The 21803-nt window shown below is 62.9% G+C and carries 16 protein-coding genes; 10 read left to right on the forward strand and 6 right to left on the reverse strand.

Annotated features, from left to right (window positions below):
• Positions 1-43 precede the first annotated feature (43 nt).
• Positions 44-1234, reverse strand: coding sequence for an acyl-CoA dehydrogenase (locus tag PQR32_RS13710; protein ID WP_408227193.1), 1191 nt, complete (start codon positions 1232-1234; stop codon positions 44-46).
• A gap of 104 nt (positions 1235-1338) precedes the next feature.
• On the opposite strand from PQR32_RS13710, the gene PQR32_RS13715 reads away from it, so the two are divergent.
• Positions 1339-2124: an IclR family transcriptional regulator gene (locus tag PQR32_RS13715; RefSeq protein ID WP_408227196.1), complete on the forward strand. Its 786-nt coding sequence runs from the start codon at positions 1339-1341 to the stop codon at positions 2122-2124.
• A 38-nt stretch (positions 2125-2162) separates the two neighbouring features.
• Here PQR32_RS13715 and PQR32_RS13720 read toward each other — a convergent pair whose 3' ends face one another.
• On the reverse strand, positions 2163-2996 hold the full coding sequence (locus tag PQR32_RS13720) for a diguanylate phosphodiesterase (protein ID WP_408227199.1): 834 nt from the start codon (positions 2994-2996) through the stop codon (positions 2163-2165).
• 352 nt (positions 2997-3348) lie between these two features.
• Between PQR32_RS13720 and PQR32_RS13725 the strand changes: the two genes are divergently transcribed.
• Genes PQR32_RS13725 through fahA form a run of 3 tightly spaced genes read left to right on the forward strand, consistent with a single transcriptional unit; the run spans position 3349 to position 7401 of the window.
• Positions 3349-4713, forward strand: coding sequence for an MFS transporter (locus tag PQR32_RS13725; RefSeq protein WP_408227202.1), 1365 nt, complete (start codon positions 3349-3351; stop codon positions 4711-4713).
• Between the two features lie 34 nt (positions 4714-4747).
• On the forward strand, positions 4748-6094 hold the full coding sequence (gene hmgA, locus PQR32_RS13730) for a homogentisate 1,2-dioxygenase (protein WP_408227204.1): 1347 nt from the start codon (positions 4748-4750) through the stop codon (positions 6092-6094).
• The gene (gene fahA / locus PQR32_RS13735; RefSeq protein WP_408227207.1) at positions 6091-7401 is read left to right on the forward strand and encodes a fumarylacetoacetase; all 1311 of its coding nucleotides are present in this window, start codon (positions 6091-6093) and stop codon (positions 7399-7401) included. Before hmgA ends, fahA begins: the two co-directional genes overlap by 4 nt.
• Before the next feature lie 250 nt (positions 7402-7651).
• On the opposite strand, the gene PQR32_RS13740 is transcribed toward fahA, so the two are convergent.
• The 3 genes from PQR32_RS13740 to PQR32_RS13750 form a co-directional block, all read right to left on the reverse strand.
• A complete protein-coding gene (locus tag PQR32_RS13740) occupies positions 7652-8812 on the reverse strand; it encodes an MFS transporter (RefSeq protein WP_408227210.1) in 1161 nt (386 codons plus the stop codon).
• Between the two features lie 73 nt (positions 8813-8885).
• Positions 8886-10052, reverse strand: a complete 1167-nt coding sequence (locus PQR32_RS13745) for an MFS transporter (protein WP_408227213.1) — start codon at positions 10050-10052, stop codon at positions 8886-8888.
• A gap of 193 nt (positions 10053-10245) precedes the next feature.
• Positions 10246-11070 (reverse strand): crotonase/enoyl-CoA hydratase family protein, encoded by an 825-nt coding sequence (locus PQR32_RS13750; RefSeq protein WP_408227215.1) that lies wholly within the window; start codon positions 11068-11070, stop codon positions 10246-10248.
• Positions 11071-11162: 92 nt separating this feature from the next.
• Here PQR32_RS13750 and PQR32_RS13755 point away from each other — a divergent pair, with 92 nt between their 5' ends.
• Positions 11163-11780 carry a plasmid fertility inhibition factor family protein gene (locus PQR32_RS13755; RefSeq protein ID WP_408227218.1) on the forward strand — a complete coding sequence of 206 codons (618 nt, stop codon included), beginning with the start codon at positions 11163-11165 and terminating at the stop codon, positions 11778-11780.
• Here the strand turns inward: PQR32_RS13755 and PQR32_RS13760 are convergent.
• Positions 11777-12775, reverse strand: coding sequence for a 2-hydroxyacid dehydrogenase (locus tag PQR32_RS13760; RefSeq protein ID WP_408227221.1), 999 nt, complete (start codon positions 12773-12775; stop codon positions 11777-11779). The genes PQR32_RS13755 and PQR32_RS13760 overlap by 4 nt on opposite strands.
• 523 nt (positions 12776-13298) lie before the next feature.
• Here PQR32_RS13760 and aspT (PQR32_RS13765) point away from each other — a divergent pair.
• The 5 genes from aspT (PQR32_RS13765) (at position 13299) to PQR32_RS13785 (ending at position 21304) form a co-directional block, all read left to right on the forward strand.
• Positions 13299-14981: an aspartate-alanine antiporter gene (gene aspT, locus PQR32_RS13765; RefSeq protein ID WP_408227224.1), complete on the forward strand. Its 1683-nt coding sequence runs from the start codon at positions 13299-13301 to the stop codon at positions 14979-14981.
• A 140-nt stretch (positions 14982-15121) separates the two neighbouring features.
• Complete coding sequence (gene aspT / locus PQR32_RS13770) at positions 15122-16804, forward strand: aspartate-alanine antiporter (protein WP_408227227.1); 1683 nt, start codon at positions 15122-15124, stop codon at positions 16802-16804.
• 91 nt (positions 16805-16895) lie between these two features.
• Complete coding sequence (locus PQR32_RS13775; RefSeq protein ID WP_408227230.1) at positions 16896-18560, forward strand: bifunctional aspartate transaminase/aspartate 4-decarboxylase; 1665 nt, start codon at positions 16896-16898, stop codon at positions 18558-18560.
• 152 nt (positions 18561-18712) lie between these two features.
• Complete coding sequence (locus tag PQR32_RS13780; protein ID WP_408227233.1) at positions 18713-19945, forward strand: pyridoxal-phosphate-dependent aminotransferase family protein; 1233 nt, start codon at positions 18713-18715, stop codon at positions 19943-19945.
• 906 nt (positions 19946-20851) lie between these two features.
• A complete protein-coding gene (locus PQR32_RS13785) occupies positions 20852-21304 on the forward strand; it encodes a hypothetical protein (protein ID WP_408227236.1) in 453 nt (150 codons plus the stop codon).
• The last annotated feature ends 499 nt before the right edge of the window (positions 21305-21803 follow it).

A 21803-nucleotide genomic window follows, 5' to 3' on the forward strand; every position in this document is an offset into this window, starting at 1 on the left:
CCGCCGCAATCGCAATGGGTGTAATCCGCGCTTCAGAAAACCTTCAGAAAAAAGCCTGAATTCCCGTTTGCGCGCGCCCGAGAATCAACGCGTGAATGTCGTGTGTGCCTTCGTAGGTGTTCACCACTTCCAGATTCACCAGATGCCGCGCGATGCCGAACTCGTCCGAGATGCCGTTGCCGCCGAGCATGTCGCGTGCGAGCCGCGCAATGTCCAGCGCCTTGCCGCATGAGTTGCGCTTCATGATCGAGGTGATCTCGACGGCCGCGGTGCCTTCGTCCTTCATGCGGCCGAGGCGCAGCACGCCTTGCAGGCCGAGCGTGATCTCGGTTTGCATGTCGGCGAGCTTCTTCTGGACCAACTGGTTCGCGGCGAGCGGCCGGCCGAACTGCTTGCGATCCAGCACGTACTGGCGCGCGGTGTGCCAGCATGATTCAGCCGCGCCGAGCGCGCCCCAGGCGATGCCGTAGCGCGCCGAGTTCAGGCACGTGAACGGACCGCGCAAGCCGCTGACTTCCGGGAAGCGGTTCTCTTCCGGCACGAACACTTCGTCGAGCACGATCTCGCCGGTGATCGACGCACGCAGGCCCACCTTGCTGTGGATGGTCGGCGCCGACAGGCCCTTCCAGCCCTTCTCGAGAATGAAGCCGCGGATCGCGTCCTTGCCGTCTTCTTCGAGCTTCGCCCACACGACGAACACGTCGGCGATCGGCGAATTGGTGATCCACATTTTCGAGCCCGACAGCGAATAGCCGCCCTCGACCTTCTTGGCCCGCGTGACCATGCTGCCCGGATCGGAGCCGTGATTCGGTTCGGTCAGGCCGAAGCAGCCGATCCATTCGCCGGTGACGAGCTTCGGCAGGTACTTCTGCTTCTGCGCTTCCGAGCCGAATTCGTAGATCGGCACCATGACCAGCGACGACTGCACCGACATCATCGACCGGTAGCCGGAATCCACGCGTTCCACTTCACGCGCGATCAAACCGTACGCCACGTAGTTCAGACCGGGGCCGCCATATTGCTCAGGAATCGTCGGGCCGAGCAGGCCGAGTTCGCCCATCTCGCGAAAGATCTCGATGTCGGTCTTTTCATGACGGAACGCTTCGAGCACGCGCGGCTGCAGCTTGTCCTGCGCGTAGGCCGCGGCGGCGTCGCGCACCATGCGTTCGTCTTCGGTGAGCTGCTGATCCAGCAGCAACGGGTCTTCCCAGTGAAACTGCGCGGCCTCGGCCATGGCTTATCTCCTGATTCCTTGCTTGACGGAAACGTGTTTGCGCTTGACTTGAGTTCCGCTATGCGAAACAATGTTTTGCAAACCACGTCCGAGTGTATCACCCCATGACGCCGACATCTACTCCCTCCGAACCGCTCGACGAGCGCAAATTTGTGGTCGCCCTCGCACGCGGTCTGGATTTACTGCGCGCATTCAAGCCGGGCGAAACGATGCTCGGCAACCGCGATTTCGTCGAACGCACGGGGTTGCCGAAGGCGACCGTCAACCGTCTCGCTTACACGTTGACCGTGCTCGGCTATCTGCGGCTCGACGAAACGCTGGGTAAATATGCGCTCGACGCCGGCGTGCTGTCGCTCGGTTTCGCGCTGCTCTCGGGCACGGACACGCTCGAACTCGCGCGCCCGCACATGCGCACGTTCGCGCGCGAGGTGGGCGCGGCGGTCTCGCTCGGTTGCCGCGATGGGCTCGACATGATTTATCTTGAGACGATCCGCAGCGAAACGGCGTTGACGCTTGGGCTGGCGTCCGGTTCGAAGCTGTCGATGCTGACGAGTTCGATGGGCCGCGCCTATCTGGCCGTGCAGCCGCTCGACGTGCGCGCCGCGTTATTGGTGGAGTTGAAAAAGGCGGCGGGCAAGGAAGGCGCCGAACTGGTCGCCGACGCCGAGCAAGAAATCGCCGCCTTTGCCGCGCAGCGCTGCTGCTATTCGTTCCGTGCGTGGCACGACGATGTCAATGCGGTCGCGGTGCCGTTTCGCGAGCCGCGCGAAGGGCGCTGGCTGGTGCTGAGTTGCAGCGGGCCGGCATCGTCGATGGGAGAGGATCTGTTTCGTGACAACGTTGCGCCACGGCTGAAGGCGCTTGCGCGGCGCTTGGGCGATACGGGTTGAAGCGGGCGGCGCGTGTGCCAGCGCGTCAACCCAACTACTCAAATTGCCCGGTCGTGATAATGCGCATTGAACAACGGCCCTTGCACGAAGCGCACGTCGTACTGCTGCAACGCCTCGAACTGCGTTTCATCCATCACGCGGTTGAAGATCAACGGAATCCGCAAGCGGCCGGCATAACCCACCAGCGGTTTGACCGTGGCATCGCGCAAAGCGGTGCCTGCATCCATCTTGATGAAGTCGAGCCGCGCGGTTTCCGACACCGACAGAATCTGTCCTGCATTGGATAGATTCCCCGCCACCTTGAAGCCATAGCGCTGGTAGCTCTTGGTCAGATAGCCGAGAAAGGTCTTGTGCGCGACCGCCGCAGCCGGCAACTCGATCACCACCCGCGACGGGTTCAATCCAAACGACATCAGCACGCTCGAAAAATGCCGTCCGTGGTCGTACTTCACACTCTTGAGCAGCCGCTCATGCACGCGCAGAAAGAGCAACCCATGCCGCTGCGCGCCGAAGAAATTGATGGCGTGCAACGCCCGTGACATGCGGTCGAGCGCGACCAGTTCCTGATCGTCGGCGATACGGTCGAATGGATCGAACACGTCGAACGGCGCCGCGTCGACCTGGTGCGTGACGGCCTGGAAGCCAAGTTCATCGCCGAAACGGTCCACCCCCTCGACCCCCGACGAAAGCGACTGCGCCAACGCATGCACGCTGATATCGAAGATCGGCTCATACGCGCTGGCGAGTTCGAACCCGTCGAATTGCGCCAGCGCGACGTCGTGATGCAAGCCTTGACCCATCACCAGATGCTCGCCGAGAAACGGATGATCGGCGGCGCGGGCAATGAGGTTGGGGATGGTCGGCGGAATCATGTAGACGTATGGATGGCGATAGTGAGGCGCTCGGCGCGCGGCAACGCGACTCGATTGCCGCTTCCATTGATGGTAGCAGTCCGCACCGCGCTCACATGAACAAATTGCTCATAACGTTATCCGCCGAACGCTTGTGCCGATGGGCTCTCCGGCGTTTTCAGGCGGTTTTTCAGGGTTTACGTTAATTTCACTAAGCGTAATTAGTTTTACTATACGTAAATTGTGGTGCGGCTGCGATGGCAGGATGGCGTGCGCCGTGCGCGCGGCGTATGCGCCGGCCACTGGCGCTTTCCGGCCGTTTCGCCCGCACCGCCACCATCGAATAATCCAGTCAGCATCAGGAGACGACCCAATGAGCGCGAAACCGGCCGCGGCCGCCGCGAATGTGATCGAAGTCGAGCGCGTGCTCGCCGAAACGCATCACCCGGCATTCCAGTTGCTGCTGCTCGCGCTATGCGGGCTATGCCTCGTGATTGATGGTTTCGACGCGCAGGCGATGGGCTACGTCGCGCCGAGCGTGATCGGCGAATGGCACGTGTCGAAGGCGGCGCTCGGTCCGGTGTTCAGCGCCAGTCTGTTCGGCATGCTGCTCGGCGCGCTCGGGCTGTCGGTGCTGGCTGACCGAATCGGGCGTCGTCCGGTGCTGATCGGTTCGACCTTCTTCTTCGCGCTGTCGATGCTGGCCACGCCCTTCGTCACGACGATTCCCGCGTTGCTCGCGCTGCGCTTCATCACCGGCCTCGGGCTCGGCTGCATCATGCCGAACGCGATGGCCCTGGTCGGCGAATTCTCGACTCCCGCGCATCGCGTCAAGCGCATGATGCTGGTGTCGTGCGGTTTCACGCTGGGCGCGGCGCTCGGCGGTTTCATCAGCGCCGCGCTGATTCCGGCGTATGGCTGGCGCGCGGTGTTCTGGGTGGGCGGCGCGGTGCCGCTGCTGCTCGGGTTTGCGATGCTTGCCGCGTTGCCGGAGTCGCTGCAATTCCTCGTCCTCAAGGGCCGCAGCGAGCGTGCGTTGCGCTGGCTCGCGAAGTTCAACCCCGCGCTGCCGATCGACGCGAACACGCGCCTCGTCGTGCGTGAGAAGGGCAACGGCGGCGCGCCGGTCGCAGAACTGTTCCGCGCCGGCCGCGGTCCGGTAACCTTGATTCTGTGGGCGATCAGCTTCATGAACCTGATCGATCTGTACTTCCTGTCGAACTGGCTGCCCACCGTGATGCGCGACGCCGGCTATTCGCCGGGCACGGCGGTGATCGTCGGCACGGTGCTGCAGACGGGCGGCGTAGTCGGCACCTTGCTGCTAGGCTGGTTCATTGAACGTTTTGGTTTTGTGCGCGTGCTGTTCGTGTGTTTCGCGGGCGCGGCGCTCGCGGTCGGCACGATCGGCACGGTGGCGCATGCGTTGCCGTGGCTGTTGCTCGTGGTGTTCGCGGGCGGCTTCTGCGTGGTCGGCGGCCAACCGGCGGTCAACGCGCTGGCCGGCCATTTTTATCCGACCACGCTGCGTTCGACAGGCATAGGCTGGAGCCTCGGCATCGGCCGGATCGGCTCGGTGATCGGACCGCTGATCGGCGGTCAACTGATCGCGCTGAACTGGTCGAACGCCGCGCTGTTTCATGCGGCGGCCCTGCCGGTGCTGTGCTCCGCGCTGCTGGTGATCGCGCTGGCCGCCGCGACGCGCCAACGCGGCCAGCCATCCGGGCCGCGGACCGCGTGAGATGACGAGATCGAGTATCAACGGAGAACCTTGCATGGACACCCCAACACGCACGCCGAACACTGCCAGTTCGCGGCTCGAAATCGAGCCGGGCTATCAGTCGGGCTTCGCGAACGAATTCGCCACCGAGGCCTTGCCGGGCGCGTTGCCGGAAGGCCGCAATTCGCCGCAGCGCGCGGCTTATGGTCTGTACGCCGAACAACTGTCGGGCACGGCGTTCACCGCGCCGCGCGGCCACAATCGCCGCTCGTGGCTGTACCGGATTCGTCCGGCGGCGGTGCACATGCCGTTCACGCAACTGCCTTCGGAACGGCTCGTCGCCAACTTCGCCGAGGTGCCGCCGACGCCGCCCAACCAGTTGCGCTGGGACGCGTTGCCGATGCCGGCGGAGCCGACCGATTTCATCGACGGCTGGGTGACGATGGCGGGCAACGGCGCGGCCGAATCGATGAACGGCTGCGCGATTCACCTGTACGCGGCGAACCGCTCGATGCAGGACCGTTTCTTCTATACCGCCGACGGCGAATTGCTGATCGTGCCGCAGGAAGGGCGCCTGCACATCGCCACCGAGTTCGGCAAGCTCGACGTCGAGCCGTTCGAGATCGCGGTGATTCCACGCGGCGTGCGCTTCGCGGTGAGCCTGCCGGACGGCGCGGCGCGCGGCTATATCTGCGAGAACTTCGGGGCGTTGCTGCGTTTGCCGGATCTTGGTCCGATCGGCTCAAACGGCCTAGCTAATCCGCGTGATTTCCTCACGCCGCATGCAGCCTATGAGGACCGTGAAGGCGACTTCGAACTCGTCGCCAAGATGAACGGCAACCTGTGGCGCGCGGACATCGGCCATTCGCCGCTGGACGTAGTGGCATGGCACGGCAACTACGCGCCGTACAAGTACGATCTGCGCCGCTTCAACACGATCGGCTCGATCAGCTTTGACCATCCGGATCCGTCGATCTTCCTCGTGCTGCAATCGCAAAGCGATACGCCGGGCGTCGATAGCATCGACTTCGTGATCTTCCCACCGCGCTGGCTCGCCGCCGAAGATACGTTCCGTCCGCCCTGGTTCCACCGCAACGTCGCGAGCGAGTTCATGGGCCTCGTGCACGGCGTGTACGACGCCAAAGCCGAAGGTTTCGTGCCGGGCGGCGCGAGTCTGCATAACTGCATGTCGGGTCACGGTCCGGACGCGGACACGTTCGAGAAAGCCTCGCATAGCGATACGTCGACGCCGAAGAAAGTCGGCGACACGATGGCCTTCATGTTCGAGACGCGCACGCTGATCAAGCCCACCCGCTTCGCGCTCGAAACCGCGCAACTGCAGGCGCATTACTACGAGTGCTGGCAAGGTCTCACGAAACATTTCAACCCGGAGCAACGATGAACGCATTGAGCGATCTTCAGGCGACGCTCGATCCGTCGCGTAAAAGCTGGGTCGAGTCGGCCAATGATTCGACTAACGATTTTTCGATTCAGAATCTGCCGTTCGGCGTCTTTAGCGACACGCTGAATGCGACGCGCCGTGTGGGCGTCGCGATCGGCGAGAGCATCGTCGACCTGGCTGCGCTCGAAAGCGCGGGTCTGCTGAGCGTGCCTTTATCTGGCGCAGGCGATGGTGTGTTCGTGCGCGACGCGTTGAACGATTTCATCGCGCTCGGCCGTGACGCGTGGCGCAGCGTGCGCATTCAGTTGAGCAAGCTGCTGTCGCGCGATAACGCGACGCTACGCGACGACGCCGAACTGCGCAGCCGCGCGCTGATCCGCCAGGCCGACGCGCGACTGCATCTGCCGGTGCAGATTCCTGGATACACCGATTTCTATTCGTCGAAGGAGCACGCGACGAATGTCGGCTCCATGTTCCGCGATCCGAAGAATGCGCTGCTGCCGAACTGGTCGGAGATGCCGATCGGTTACAACGGACGCGCGTCGTCGGTAGTGGTGAGCGGCACGCCCGTGCGTCGCCCTAATGGGCAGTTGAAGCTGCCGGATCAGGAGCGCCCCGTGTTCGGCGCGTGCCGCAAGCTGGATATCGAACTGGAAACGGGCTTCGTGATCGGCGCGGGCAATGCCTTGGGCGAGCCGGTTGCCTGCGCGGATGCCGAGGCGCATATCTTCGGCATGGTGCTGTTGAACGACTGGAGCGCGCGTGATATTCAGCAATGGGAATACGTGCCGCTCGGACCGTTCAACGCGAAGACCTTCGCGACGACGATCTCGCCGTGGATCGTGACGCTCGACGCGCTCGAACCGTTCCGCGTCGCACAGCCGGCGCAAGAACCGCAGCCGCTCGCGTACCTGCGTCACGACGGCGAGCATGCGTTCGATATCACGCTGGAAGTGAAACTGCGTCCGCAGCAGGCGAAGCAGGCGAGCACGATTGCGCGGACCAACTTCAAGCATATGTACTGGACGATGGCGCAGCAACTCGCGCATCACACGGTGTCGGGCTGCAATACGCGCGTGGGTGATCTGATGGGATCGGGCACGATCAGCGGACCGACGGAGGATTCGTTTGGCAGTCTGCTGGAGTTGACGTGGAACGGTAAGAAGCCGCTGGAGTTGCAGGAAGGCGGCACGCGCAGTTTCATCGAAGACGGCGATGAGTTGACGCTGGCTGGTTGGTGCCAGGGCGAGGGTTATCGAGTGGGCTTTGGCGCATGCGTTGGGGAGATTTTGCCGGCGCTCAAGTAATGCTGTAAGAGCGGGCGAGCCGCACACAAGGGGCATGACGAAAAACGGGGAAGCCACGATAAATGGCTTCCCCGTTTTGCTATTCACGCATCAACTTGCGCCGCGCCAGAGTCTGCTGATCGATCCACGACTCGCACCGGCGCACGCCGCCTCTCTCGGAGCCGCCACGAAAAACGCCAAAGCAGCAGGGACCAGCACTTCGGCCATCGCATCGTTGCCGGCGCTGCAGCGCCGCGCCAGAGCCAGCTGATCAACCCGCAACCCGCATCGGCGCCCGCCGTTTCTCCCACCAGGCCGCCACCAGAAACGCCAACGCCGCAACAAGCAGCACCCCGACCATCGCGTCATTCCCGACGCCCTTCATCAGCGCACCAGCCACGAGTGGCCCACCGAAACTAGCCGCGCTCCAAGACGCGCCCACCAGCGAACTCGCCGAGACCAGCGCGACGCCGCGAAAGCGCTCGCCGCAGGCAACCAGCGACAGCGTGTAAATCGCGCCCGCCGCCGCGCCGAGCACATACAGCAGTGGCCAGCAGAGCCACGGTGAAGTCATCGCCCACGGTAGCAACGGCAACAGCGCCACGACGATCACACCGCAACCGATATGCACGCGCTCTCGTCCAAGCCGGTCGGCCAGCCAGCCGATCGGGAATTGCATCGTCGTGTCACCGAGCAGCAGCGCCGATGCGAACAGCACGGCCACCTCGCTCGTAATGCCGTGCGACATGGCAAAGAGCGGCAGGAGCGAGAGCGCGATCGTGTCGAACAATGCGAAGAAGCCGGTGCCGATCACGAGCGCCGGCATCTGTGGCAAAACATGACGCCAACTGCCGTGCGCCGCGTGCTCATCTTCGGATGCTTGCGGCGTCTTGCGGATCGTGGCGAGCATCGGCAGCGCCAGCAGGAAGATTGCGCCGCAAATCAGGAAGCGCCACTGCGTGAAGCCGGCGATCTGACTCACCAGCACGGGACCGGCCATCTGGAACAGCGTGAAGTTGGTCGCGTAGATGGCGATCACGCGGCCGCGCGTGGCGTCGTCGGCCAACTGGTTGACCCAGGCTTCGCCGATCGTGAAAAGGAGCATCAGCGCCGCGCCGCATAGCACGCGCAACACGGCCCAGAGCCACAGGTTCGAGGTGAGTTGCATCAACGCGGTGGCGAACGCCACCACCAGCACGGCACCCACGATCACCTGGCGGCCGCCGAAACGCGCCGCGATCCATCCCGCGAGCGGCACGATGACAAGGCCGCCGCCCGCTTGCGCGGCGGTCAGCAGGCCGACCACGTCGGTGCCGTAGCCGGCTTGCGTGAGGGCGAGGGCAGTGAGGGGAAGCGTCGCGCCGCTGCCGAGTCCGACGACGGCGACGCTAAGGATCAAAGCGAGGAAATCGCGAGTGAAGATGACTTTCATCGGCCGAGATGCTACTACGGCCGCGAGTCAACCGCACCTGTGCGCGGTTTGGAGCAAGCGAGGAGAAGGGCGCTCAGCCCACCATCGCCATACGTTGCGCGCGCCGGTCGATCGACACCGACCACAGCGTCAGCACCAGCGCGCCGATCGAGGTTGCCACGCCAACCCACGGCAGCGTCGTGAGCGGTGCGCCCGCGCCGATCGCCATGCCACCGAGCCAGGCGCCCGTTGCATTGCCGAGGTTGAAGGCGCCCTGGTTCAAGGTCGAAGCCAGATTCGGCGCGTGGCTCGCGCGGTCGACGATCAGCATTTGCAACGGTGGCACGATCGCGAAGGCCAGAATGCCCCACACGAAGATCGTGATCATCGCCGGGATCTCCGAATGCATGGTGCCGGCGAAAATGGTCAGGATCACGACGATCGCCAGCAGAAACGCCACTAGCGACGGCATCAGCCGCCAGTCGGCGAGCTTGCCACCGAGCGTGCTGCCCACCGTCAGGCCGAGGCCGAACAGCAGCAACACGAGCGTGACGGCGTGCGGCGTAAAGCCGGTCACGTCTTCGAGAATCGGCGTGATGTACGTGAAGGTGGAGAACAGGCTCGCCGACGCGAGCACGCTGATGCCGAGCACCATCAGCACTTGCGGGTTCTTCAGCACGCTGAATTCGTGGACGAGGCTGGCCTTCTGCATCTCGATCTTCGCCGGCAGGCACACGGCGAGCGCGGCCGCCGCGACGACGCCGATACCCGTCACCGCCCAGAAGGTCGCGCGCCAGCCTACCGCCTGGCCGAGCGCGGTGCCTAGCGGCACGCCCAGCACGTTGGCGAGCGTGAGGCCCGTGAACATCAATGCGATGGCTTGCGCGCGGCGGTTCGGCGCGACGAGGCCCGCGGCCACCACCGAACCGATGCCGAAGAACGCACCGTGGCAAAACGCGGTCACGATGCGCGCGGCCATCAGCACCGCATAGCCCGGCGCCACCGCGCACAGCAGATTGCCGACGATGAACACGCCGATCAGACTCATCAGCGCCTTCTTGCGCGGCATGTTGGCGACCGCGATCGCGACGATCGGCGCGCCGATCGTGACGCCGAGCGCGTACGCCGACACCAGCATGCCGGCTGCCGGGATCGACACGGACAGGTCGCGCGCGACATCGGGCAGCAGCCCCATGATCACGAATTCGGTGGTACCGATTCCAAACGCGGCAACGGCAAGGGCAAGCAGGGGTAAAGGCATGGTGAGGGAGCGTGAATCGGCGCGACGGGAAGCGCCGCGCGGCCGGCGCGCGTTTTCGGGGCGAAAACGCGTGCGCCGTACAGGGGTAAAACAGTAGGGGATTCTACCTAAGTCAAAATGGACTTGCTGATCGTCAGGGCAGATGTTGTTTTTTACTGAAAATCGCAATCGCAACGCGGGTTCCGCTGCGTTTCTAGCGTTGGCCGCCGTCGGGGTCGAGCGTCTTGCCGTGCCGACCGGCGCCGCTGGCGAAATGCGCCGCGCCGGCCACACCTTCGTCGAACACGGCTTGATAGCCGCCGGCACCTTCTTGCCGCAATGCTTCGGCGAAATCGTCGAGCATGCTGTTCTCTAACACTGAACGGCGGTCGGCGAGCAGCGCCGCCTGCGGAAAGGCGGCCAGTTCGGCGGCCAACTGTTCGGCCGCCACGCGTGCCGTGCCTTTGGGGACGACGCGATTCGCAAGACCGAAGCCGAGCGCTTCCTGCGCGCTCACCGCACGGCCGGTCAGAACCAGGTCCAGCGCGCGCGACAGGCCGATCAAGCGCGGCAGGCGGATCGTGCCACCGTCGATCAGTGGAATCCCGACGCGGCGGCAGAACACGCCGAGCACCGCGTCGTCTTCGACGACTCTGAGATCGCACAGGGCCGCCAGCTCCAGGCCGCCCGCCACCGCATAACCGGCAATCGCGGCGATGATGGGCTTGCTGAAGCTCATGCGCGTCGGTCCCATCGGGCCGGGGCCGCTGCCGTCGGCGTGCAGTTCATTGCGACGGGCGTCATCGGCGAGCGCGGTCAGGTCCGCGCCGGCGCAGAAGGTGCCGCCCGCGCCGAACAGCACCGCCGCGCGCCAGGCCGGCTCCGCTTCGAAGCGGGCAAATGCGGCGCTGAGCGCCTCCGCGACAGGACGGTCGACGGCATTTCGACGCGCGGGCCGCTCAAGGACGATCGTGGCGACGCCGATATCCCGATTAGCTTCGATGCGCACGTGGTCATTGAAATTTTGCGTGATTATCATCGTCGTCACCGTAGAAGTCATCAGCGTCTGCCCGCTCGGTGCGGGGTTGTGAGCAGTGTGCTCATGCAGAGTAATTAATACCGTGGTCTGTCATGCTTCTTACACAATCGGCTCGTAGCGTAAGCGCTCTTCTAACACGCTGGCGTCTTTTCGCCAGCTTAACGAGCCTGCCTTTGCCCTTGTCCAATTCATCGTCAGCCGCCGCGCCGGCCTGTGCCGAGACGGTCTGGACCGTGCCTCTGCAAGAGCATCCATGGTACGACCATGTGCGCCTGAAACGCGTCTTCGTCACGGACGGCACGCGGCATCAGGTCGTACTCGTCGACGTGCGCAAGCTGCTCGCTTGCGCCGATCGCGACAATACCGATTACGTGCTGAAGCCGGTTGCCGAATGGCATTCGGGCAAGGTGCGTGGCATTCGCGAGTTTCTCGATCCAGAGAACCCGCGTATTCCGCAGATGCCATACGTGACCATCTCGACGCGTCGCGCGCCGGGTCTCCTGGGCTGGTTCGGACTGGAGCGCGAAGGCGTGGTGGCGTTTCGCAACGGCCAGCATCGCGCGCGCTATCTGGCGGATGCGGGCGCACGCTGGTTTCCGGTGGAAGTGCATGAGCGTGAGGCCACATTGCTGCGCGAACTCTGCGGCGCTGCGGACGATGCGCGCACTGTGGTCCGCGCGACGCCACCGAACACTGGCGGCGGCGTCTAAGCGGGCGCGCGTACCACGTTGCGTGGCGTGCCGGCATGCCACGCCGCGACGTTTTCGAGCGTGGTCTGGGCGATCTCGTTCATCGCCTCGCGCGTGAAGAACGCCTGATGCGCGGTGACGATCACGTTCGGGAACATCAACAGACGCGCGAGCACGTCGTCCTGCAAGGGCAGGTTCGAGTGATCCTCGAAGAACAGGCCGCCTTCTTCCTCGTACACGTCGAGCCCGAGGTGGCCGAGCTGGCCATCCTTCAGGGCGCCGATCAGCGCATTGCTTTCGACGAGGCCGCCACGGCCCGTGTTGATCAGCATCGAGCCGCGCTTCATCTTGGCGAGCGCGGGGCCGTCGATCAAATGGTACGTGTCCGGCACCAGCGGGCAATGCAGACTGACCACGTCTGAGCTGGCGAGCAGCGTGTCGAGCGGCACGTAGCGGGCGCCGAGCGCGAGCAGGTCGTCGGCGGGCTCGCCGGGGTCGTACGCGAGCACCTGCATGCCGAAGCCCGCCATGATGCGGCCGAACACGCGGCCGATCATGCCGGTGCCGATCACACCCACGGTCTTGCCGTGCAGGTCGAAGCCGAGCAGCCCATGCAGTGAAAAGTCACCCTCGCGCGTGCGTGCGACGGCGCGCGGCAGACGCCGGTTCAGCGCCAGAATCAAGCCGACCGCATGTTCAGCCACCGCGTGCGGGGAGTAGGCCGGCACCCGCGCGACCGTGATGCCGAGACGCTCGGCCGCGGCCAGATCGACGTGATTGAAGCCCGCCGAGCGCAGCGCGATCATGCGCGTGCCGCCGGCATGAAGCCGTTCCAGCGCCGCCGCGTCGACGTTATCGTTGACGAACGGGCAGACCACTTCGTAGCCCTGAGCGAGAATGGCCGTCTCGCTGTCGAGGTGCGATTCCTGGAAATGCAATTCATAGCGATGCCCGGCATTGGCTTCGGTGAACGTGTCGCTGTCGTACTGGCGGCTGCTGAACAGGATCATACGCATGTCGGGCTCCGAAGAATGCGTGCCGGCGCTAACGACGCGGACTCATGACGCCGCAGGCGAGCAAATCAGTATAGGGTATGCGTCGCGGGTGAAGCGCGCTGCCAATTCACTTGTCTTTGCTAAAGATCATTTTTTGCGTAGACAAGTCGATGTGAGTTGAAAATAATATTGACAGCCTCGCTGAATTACAATATCTATTAAAAAAGGCAGATCAAAAAAGCATGTTCACTCGTGCTGTAATAACTGGCCAGCAGCAGACGATGTCTTTTTTCAAGGCGTTAGGCAACTTCGCGAGGAAAGAGTGACTGTCGAGCTATCGGAAGATAATTTCAATACCCATCGCCGCAGCGCGGCAAATCGTCTTGGACGCGAGTCGCGTCATCCCATTGCCATAAATAGTTTTCACTCAATCGCTATGCTGGCTGAGTAATGCGTGCGTCATACTCGGCCGAATAAATCTATTCGAGTTTTCCGAATGATTTTTCGGTTTCCTGCTAATAAACCCGTCAATCGGCGAGCCAACATGATCGGTGAATTGCTGAGATCTCAACCGGAGATCGCGCTGTTCGCAAGCCTTGCAATTGGATATTTCATTGGTTCGTTCCGCGTCGGGCCCATTCAGCTCGGCGGCGTGTGCGGCACGCTGATCGTCGCGTTGTTGTTGGGCCAGACGGGCGCGCGCATTGCGCCCGATCTGAAGAACATCGCGTTTGCGCTGTTCATCTTTGCGCTGGGTTTTACCGGCGGCCCGCAGTTCTTCGCCAACATCGGGCGCGGCTGGCGTTACGGTTTGCTTTCGGTAGTCGAGATTGTGTCGGTGCTGGTGCTGATCATGATCGCGGTGGCCGTCATGCGGCTCGATGCCGGCACGGCGGCCGGTCTGCTGGCCGGTGCCGCGACGGAGTCGGCCGTGATCGGCACGGCGTCCGAGGCGATTGCCAAGCTCGGCTTCGGCGACGCGGAGACGGTCCGGCTGCAGGCCAACATCGTGACCGCGTACAGCGTCAGCTACCTGTTCGGCCTGATCACCATCGTGCTCTTTACAAGCCAGTTCGCACCGCTGCTATTGCGCGTCAATCTGCGCGACGAAGCCGAGCGTGTGTGGCGCAAGCTCGGCGGCGACGGCGCGTTCGGCGAGGGTCAACGCGCGGCCGCGCCGGCGCTCGTGGGCCGCGCGTTTCGCGTCGGTACGGCGGCCGGCGCGACGATTCGGGCCTTCGAACAGCAATACGGCTTCAACCTGACGATCGAGCGCGTGCGGCGAGACGGCGTGAATGTGCCGGCCGAACCGCAACTGACGCTCGCGCCCGGCGACATCATTCTGCTGGCGGGGCGACGTGAAGCGATCGTGACGGCGGCGGCTACGCTCGGTGACGAAGTGGACGGCGCTGACTTCGGCCTTGTGATCGCAGAGAAGCTCGACGTGGTATTGACGCGCCGCGACCTGCACGGCCGGACGATCGCGCAGGTGCGCGAACAGGCGACGCCGGAAAACGGACGCGGCGTCTACATCTCGGCGGTCACGCGGCTCGAGAGCACGGTGCCCGCGCTGCCCGGCACCGAGCTCAATCGCGGCGATGTGCTGACGCTGATTGGCGCGAAGGCTGATGTCGAGCGCGGCGCGAAGCGTTTGGGCTACGTGCTGGTCTCGACGCAGAAGACCGACTTCGTCTATCTGGGTCTGGGCGTGCTGGTCGGCATGGCGATCGGCCATCTCGGCGGACGGGTGGGCGGCGTGTCGGTCGCGCTCGGCACGGGCGGCGGCTGTCTGCTGTCGGGGCTGCTGTTCGGTTGGATCCGCTCGCGCTATCCGCTGATCGGTTCGTTGCCTTCCGCGGCCGCGCAGATCCTCAAGGATTTTGGTCTCGCCACTTTCATCGCGGCAGTGGGTTTGTCGGCGGGACCGGACGCCATCAAGCTGGTGCGCGAGTACGGTCTCGCGCTGCCGGTCGCGGGAATTTTGATGGTGCTCGTGCCGGGTCTGCTGTCGTTGTGGATCGGCCGCATGTTCCTCAAGCTCGAAGCGCCCATGCTGCTCGGCGCGATTGCCGGCCAGCAATGCAGCACGCCTGCCATCAGCGCACTGGTGGGCGTCACCGGCAACTCCACTCCCGTGATTGGCTACACGATCACTTATGCACTCTCGAACATTCTGTTGCCGCTGATGGGGCCGGTGGTCGTCGGCCTCGCCGGGAAATTCCACTAGGCGGGCAGATGTGCCGGACGTGGCGCGCCATGCCACGTTCGGTCGATGCGGCAGGCCGCACGTGGAGCGCGACACGATCGCGCTTCGCATGCGCAAGCAGACCCAGTACTCAGTATCGCAAACTATCCAGCGAGGGCACGATGGACTGGCTACATCACATCTTTCAGAAATCACCCGAGATTGCGCTGTTTCTGTCGCTCGCAGTCGGCTACTTCATCGGGCAGATCAACTTCGGCAAGTTCCAGTTGGGCGGCGTGGGCGGGTCGTTGCTGGCCGCGGTCGTCATCAGTCAGGCGGGCGTGACGATCGACAATGGCGTGAAGTCGGTCATGTTCGCCGTCTTCATCTATGCGGTCGGCTACGACTCCGGTCCAGGCTTCTTCAATTCGCTGAACCGCAAGACGCTGCGTGAGATCGCGATGGCCGTGTTTCTGGCGGTCAGCGCGTTGATCACCGTGGTGATCTGCGCCAAGCTGTTCCATTTGAACAAGGGTCTCGCCGCCGGGCTCGCGGGCGGCGCGCTGACGCAGTCGGCGATTATCGGCACGGCGGGCGACGCGATCGCGCGTCTCGGCCTGCCCGCCGACCAGGTCAAGTCGTTGCAATCGGACGTGGCGATTGCCTACGCGGTGACCTACGTGTTCGGCTCGCTGGGCGCGATCATCGTGTGCGTGAATATATTGCCCAAGTTCATGGGGCAAAGTTTGCGCGATGCGTCGATCGAAGCGGAGCGCGAACTGACCTCCGGCGCGCCGTCCGTCGCGCCGGGGCAGCTTTCCGCGTTGCCCGAGATGGTCGGCCGCGCGTACAAAATCGATGTCAGCGCCGGGAAAACGGTGAAGGCCGTCGAGACGCAGCATCAGGACTTTTTGACGATCGAGCGCATCAAGCGCGACGGGCAGCTACTCGACCCGGCACCCGACGTGGTGTTGAAGCCCGATGACGTGGTGCTGGTGGTCGGCCGCCGCGAAGCCGTGGTGGCATTCGGCGCGAGCGGCGGCGAGGTGGCCACCGTCGAGGACGTCGGCGTCGTCATGCAGACACGCCAGGGCGTGTTCACGCGCAAGGGCATGAACCACACCACGATCGCCGCCGCGCGAGAAGTGGTGGATCGCGATATGCGCCACGGCGTCTACATCCAGGGTATCTCGCGCGCCGGTCAACCGCTGCCGATCCTGCCGGAAACCAAACTCGAGCACGGCGACGTCATCACCTTCTGCGGCTCGCCGAAAGACACCAAGCGCGCCGTCGACGCAGCCGGCTACGAGCTGCCCTACAGCATCAAAACCGACTTCATCTATATGGGCGTCGGCCTCGTGCTTGGTTTGCTGATCGGCCTGATCGTCGTCAACGTCGGCGGCATTCCGCTCACGCTCGGCTCGGGCGGCGGCTGTCTGCTGGCCGGCCTGCTGTTCGGCTGGATGCGCGGCAAGCATCCCATGTACGGCGTGATGCCGTCGGCGGCTTCGCGGCTGCTGCAGGATTTCGGTCTGGCGGCGTTCGTGGTCGTGGTCGGGCTCAACTCTGGATTGCAGGCAGTGGTGACCGTCAAGCAACTCGGCATCACGATTTTCCTGCTCGGGGTGTTCGTCACGTTGTTCCCGTTGCTGCTCACCATGCTGTTCGGCCGCTACGTGTTGAAGTACAACAATGCGGCCATTCTGGCCGGTGCGCTGTCCGGCTCGCGCAGTGCGAATCCGGCATTCGGCGGCGTGCTCGACAAGGCCGAAAGCGCCGTGCCGACCGTGCCGTTCGCGATCACGTATGCCATCGCGAACGTCGCGTTGACGCTGCTCGGCCCGCTCGTGGTCGGGCTCGTGTAGCGCGGGCGTCTATCGATCTCTCTCACGCCGGCGCTCACCGGGCGATCATTCGCCACGCCGGCGTCTTTCACTTGGCTCAGGAGAACGCATCATGGCAAAAGACAAGGGTGACAAGAAACACGCGGATATGGAGCAACCGGGCATGTCGGCACTCAGCCCGTTCGAGTTGAAGGACGAATTGATCAAGGCCGCCGGCGGCAGCGCCGTGGAGCGGCCCGCCAACGCATCGATGCTCAACGCCGGCCGCGGCAACCCGAATTTTCTCGCGACGATTCCGCGTCACGGCTTCTGGCAACTCGGCCTCTTTGCGATGCGCGAATCGGAGCGCTCGTTCGCTTACTTGCCGGAAGGCGTGGGCGGCTTTCCGCGGCGCGACGGCCTCGAAGAACGCTTCGATCTGTTCCTGCGCGAGAACAAGGGCGTGGCGGGCATCGACTTTCTGCGCGGTGCGGTGTCGTACGTGCGCGATCAGTTGGGATACTCGGCCGGCGACTTTCTGTATGAGATGTGCGAGGGCATTCTCGCTTCGAATTATCCGGTGCCGGACCGCATGCTCAAACTGTCCGAGCTGATCGTCGGGCAGTATCTGCGCAAGGAGATGATCGGCGACCATCCTTTTGTCGGCGAATTCGATGTGTTCGCGGTGGAAGGCGGCACGGCGGCGATGACGTACATCTTCAACACGATGCGCGAGAATCACCTGATCAAGGCGGGCGACACGATCGCGCTCGGCATGCCGATCTTCACGCCGTACATCGAGATTCCGCGCCTGAACGACTATCAGCTGAACGTCGTGAATCTCGAAGCCGATGTGGCCAACGGTTGGCAGTATTCGAAGAAGGAACTCGACAAGCTGCGCGATCCGAAGGTGAAGGCGTTCTTCCTCGTGAACCCGAGCAATCCGCCTTCGGTGAAGATCAATGACGAGAGCCTTCAATATATTGCCGACATCGTCAAGGAACGGCCCGATCTGATCCTGCTGACCGATGACGTGTACGGCACCTTTGCCGACGACTTCGTCTCGTTGTTCGCGCTCGCGCCGAAGAACACGATTCTCGTCTACTCGTACTCGAAGTATTTCGGCGCAACCGGCTGGCGTCTGGGCACGATCGCGACGCATCGCGACAACGTGCTCGACAAGCTGATCGCCGAATTGCCGAAGGACGCGAAGAAGCAGTTGCACGAGCGTTACGAGTCGATCACGACGGAGCCGGACAAGCTCAAGTTCATCGATCGCCTCGTGGCCGACAGCCGTACTGTCGCGCTGAATCACACGGCGGGTCTGTCGACGCCGCAGCAGGTGCAGATGGTGCTGTTTTCGCTGTTCTCGCTGATGGACACGCCCGATGCGTACAAGAACGCATTGAAGCGTTTGATCCGCAAGCGCAAACAGGCCCTCTACGAAGAGGTCGGCATTTCCTTCGAGGACGACGATCCGAACCAGGTCGATTACTACACGATCCTCGACGTCGAATTCCTCGGCGAGCGGATGTTCGGGCGTGAGTTCGTCGAGTGGCTGCTGAAGAACACGCAGCCTTCCGAGCTGTTGTTCCGCCTTGCGCGCGAAGCGCGGGTCGTGCTGCTGCCGGGCCTTGGTTTCGGCACGCAGCATCCATCGGGGCGTGTGTCGCTGGCGAACCTGAACGAGGCCGACTACCGGCAGATTGGCCGCGCCTTGCGCAGGCTGATCGAAGAGTATGTCGAGCGTTTCAATGCGGCGACCGGCAAGAAACTCGACAAGACCAAGGTGAAATGACGGTTTTGTCGGCCATGTTGTGTGGTCGAGCATAGTCAAAAAACTTGCGCAATCGCGCGGATCGGTGAATGATCGAACAGGCGGCCTCGCCAGCGTCAATACTGGCGGGGCCGTTTGCTCCTTAGCGTCCTGACATTCACGTACCGATCATCATGCCGACTTCATCATTCACATCCGCATCTTCCGTATCTTCCGCAGTGCCGTGTCCGGTTGTCGAATCGCTCGACGCCATTCTTCCCGAAGAGCCGCTCCTGATGATGGGCGCCGGCCCCGTGCCGATTCCCGCGGCCGTGGCCAAGGCCAACGCGATCGTGATCAATCACCTTGGCGGCACGATGGTGAAGGTGATCGGGCAGGTGAAGTCGATGGCGCGCTATGTGTTTCAGACGAATTCGAAATGGGTGCTGGGTGTCGCGGGGCCTGGATCGGCCGCGATGGAGATGGCGATTTCGAACCTTGCGTGGGAAGGCACGCGTGTGCTTTCCATCAAGAACGGTTTCTTCAGCGAACGGATGGCGGAGATGGGCCGGCGCGTCGGCGCGCGGGTGAGCACGCTCGATGTTGCTGATCGATCGGTGGCGAGTCTTGAGCAGGTTGCCGAGGCGATTCGTCGGGAGCGTCCCGAGATCGTGACGGTGGTGCAGGGCGAGACGTCCAATACCGTGTGGAATTATCACCTGAAGGAGATTGCCGCCTTGGCGAAAGCCGCGGGCGCGCTGGTGATCGTCGATGCGGTTTGCACGTTGAGCACGATGCCTTTGGAGATGGATGCGTGGGGTATCGATGCCGTTATTACGGGTGGGCAGAAGGGGTTGTCGTCGATTCCGGGCGTTTCGTTGATTGCGTTTTCTGATGCCGCGTGGGAGCGGGTGAAGGGGCGCACCGCGCCGAATGCGCATTGGTGTCTGGATGCGTCGCTTGCGGAGAATTTTTGGCATAACGCGGGGTATCACTATACGGCGCCTGTTTCCGGCGTTCTGGCCTTGCATGAGGCTTTGCGGCTTGTGTGTGCCGAGACGCTTGAGAAGCGGTTTGCCCGGCATTTGAAGTGTTCGTTGGCGTTGCAGGATGGGGTCGCGGCGATGGGGTTAAGGTTGTATACGCCGGAGGCTTGTCGGTTGAATTCTGTTGTTGGGATTGAGGTGCCTGAAGGCTTCAGTCCCGCGGATGTTTGTTCGCATATTTCGCGGATGCATCAGGTGGAGATTTCTGGTTCCTTTGGATTGCCAATTGTTCGCGTCGGGCAGATGGGGGAGCAGTGCCGGGAACATAACCTCTTTCGCACGGTGCATGCGCTTGGGCGGACTATGGTGGAGCTTGGGGTTAAGGTTGATTTGCCGGCCGGCGTGGCGGCTTTGGAGAGGGGGTTGTCGGGGGGGAGGTAGGGTTTTTTGCCTGCTCGGGGATTGGTTGTGGGCTTGCTGTTTTGGCCTTTCCTTGATTTGTTAGTGGTCTATTAGCGTTGCCCCTGTGCGGGGCGGCACCTACTTTCTTTGCCGCCGCAAAGAAAGTAGGCAAAGAAAGCGGCTTCACACCGCTAATTCTTAAGCGGAGCCCTCGCGCAGTGGCGGTAGTGGTGCATCTGGAATCTGTGCTCTCGCACATTCCGGGTTAGTGACACGGGCGTCATTCTTCCCGCCTCGCGCTGCGCGCTCGCCGGAACGGTCTGCCTGAAACCAGGGGCCTCGTTTGGGCACGGTGGGGGCCGTCGGCTTCGCCTCGGCGATGTCGCGAAACGGCCGGTGGTTTTCAAAGCGCTCCACGCGCCAAACGCGTCTCGCACTCCATCAGGGCGCCGTCGGGCGCAAGAAATGGCCAGTAGTTTTTGAAGGCGCCCGAACGGGTCTCCCGCTCCAAAAGAAATGGCGTCAGGCGCACGAATCGGTCACGCACTTCACTAACCATTTGCTGCGGTTTTTGCGGAAGTTTCTTGGGCGCCGTAGTCCTGTCTTCGAGCAGAAGTTTGGGCAATTTCGGAAATGATTGCCGCGCGCGCGTTTTAGCTTGTTCGGGTGATCACTCGCAGCGCGATATGTTTAAACTCGTTTCGTCGTGTACTTTACGACAAACAGGTTTCGCAGCCTGCATCAGATCGACCCCGCATGCTTGCACGAGCAGGTGCGCGGCTGCCTTTGCACGTCTGTTTCAATGGGCGGGCCTCGGCGGGGGAGCCTCACGGCTCGCCGGTTTTTGGTTCGGTCTGCCGGTCTGCGAATCCCGTCTTGTGCCCGCTCACCACCGCGCCAGCGTGTGTGTTGGGCGATCCAGATAAGTTTCAGGGAGATCGCGCCATGAGTAAATCTGTCAAGCATTCACGAACCACGTCGCGCCCACCCGTTGACGCGCTTCAATACGAGAAACTCGCGCTGTCCGCTTTCGGATTGATTGAGCGGCAATTGAGCCAGTTGGACAAACTGGTCACACTTATGGCATCGATAGTTAGGAGTCCGGCTGTGACGCGCGAAGAGAGACATCGCCAGCGAAAATTGCTGGAACTGTTGCTCGACACCGGCGAGGACTACCAGCGCGAAGTCGAGCTCGATCGTGAGCTATATCAGGTGATTGCGCTGGATGCGAAGGGGATCGCACAAAGCCGCATTACAGCGCGTCACGCAGCGGACGTTCTGGCAAAAGCCACGCGGACGGCATCGGAAAGCCGCGAACATATTGGCTCAACTAGAGCGATGCAGAACAAGCCAATCCGCTTCAAGACTATCGCGCGAACAACGGCGACGGCGCATTGACATTCGCGGCACTGCGACGGCGCATTGGTATAAATTGGCGTTACCGTGACGGCGCATGACTGACTGGCGGCAGTGCGACGCCGCATTTGCGGAGACTCATGGCAGATGCGGTTGCGGACTGAAAGCGGCACGCGGGACCGCGTCGCAACTGGGGCAAAAGCGCAACCCTTGCGCCTTTGTTGTATGAGGGGCGGGTACGATTCAAGGCGCGTGGCGTCTTACTCGCGAACGAGCGCCATTTGAAACGCAAGAGCAATCCGACGCGAAAATTGCTTCAAGAACCAGAAGCCGCTGGCAGCATTTCACCGAGGCGAAGCCGACGGCCCCACCGCGCCCAAACGAAGCCGCTGATTTCCAAGCGGACCATTCCGGCGAGCGCACAGCGCGAGGCGGGAAGTATGACTGCTGTGTCACAAGCGCGGAATGCGCGAGAACACAGATTCCAGATGCACCGCTACCGCAACTGTGCGAGGGACCCGCTTAAGAGTTAGCGGTGTGA

Origin of the sequence: Paraburkholderia dipogonis (genome assembly GCF_046027395.1) — a bacterium.
Lineage (GTDB): Bacteria > Pseudomonadota > Gammaproteobacteria > Burkholderiales > Burkholderiaceae > Paraburkholderia > Paraburkholderia dipogonis_A.

Coding starts and splice junctions, on each gene's coding strand:
- PQR32_RS13780 (WP_408227233.1), top strand. CDS start 18,713: ATGCCGACTTCATCATTCACATCCGCATCTTCCGTATCTTCCGCAGTG.
- PQR32_RS13740 (WP_408227210.1), bottom strand. CDS start 8,812: ATGAAAGTCATCTTCACTCGCGATTTCCTCGCTTTGATCCTTAGCGTC.
- PQR32_RS13720 (WP_408227199.1), bottom strand. CDS start 2,996: ATGATTCCGCCGACCATCCCCAACCTCATTGCCCGCGCCGCCGATCAT.
- fahA (WP_408227207.1), top strand. CDS start 6,091: ATGAACGCATTGAGCGATCTTCAGGCGACGCTCGATCCGTCGCGTAAA.
- aspT (WP_408227227.1), top strand. CDS start 15,122: ATGGACTGGCTACATCACATCTTTCAGAAATCACCCGAGATTGCGCTG.
- PQR32_RS13745 (WP_408227213.1), bottom strand. CDS start 10,052: ATGCCTTTACCCCTGCTTGCCCTTGCCGTTGCCGCGTTTGGAATCGGT.
- PQR32_RS13785 (WP_408227236.1), top strand. CDS start 20,852: ATGAGTAAATCTGTCAAGCATTCACGAACCACGTCGCGCCCACCCGTT.
- PQR32_RS13710 (WP_408227193.1), bottom strand. CDS start 1,234: ATGGCCGAGGCCGCGCAGTTTCACTGGGAAGACCCGTTGCTGCTGGAT.
- PQR32_RS13775 (WP_408227230.1), top strand. CDS start 16,896: ATGGCAAAAGACAAGGGTGACAAGAAACACGCGGATATGGAGCAACCG.
- PQR32_RS13715 (WP_408227196.1), top strand. CDS start 1,339: ATGACGCCGACATCTACTCCCTCCGAACCGCTCGACGAGCGCAAATTT.
- PQR32_RS13760 (WP_408227221.1), bottom strand. CDS start 12,775: ATGCGTATGATCCTGTTCAGCAGCCGCCAGTACGACAGCGACACGTTC.
- PQR32_RS13755 (WP_408227218.1), top strand. CDS start 11,163: ATGCTTCTTACACAATCGGCTCGTAGCGTAAGCGCTCTTCTAACACGC.
- hmgA (WP_408227204.1), top strand. CDS start 4,748: ATGGACACCCCAACACGCACGCCGAACACTGCCAGTTCGCGGCTCGAA.
- PQR32_RS13725 (WP_408227202.1), top strand. CDS start 3,349: ATGAGCGCGAAACCGGCCGCGGCCGCCGCGAATGTGATCGAAGTCGAG.
- PQR32_RS13750 (WP_408227215.1), bottom strand. CDS start 11,070: ATGATAATCACGCAAAATTTCAATGACCACGTGCGCATCGAAGCTAAT.
- aspT (WP_408227224.1), top strand. CDS start 13,299: ATGATCGGTGAATTGCTGAGATCTCAACCGGAGATCGCGCTGTTCGCA.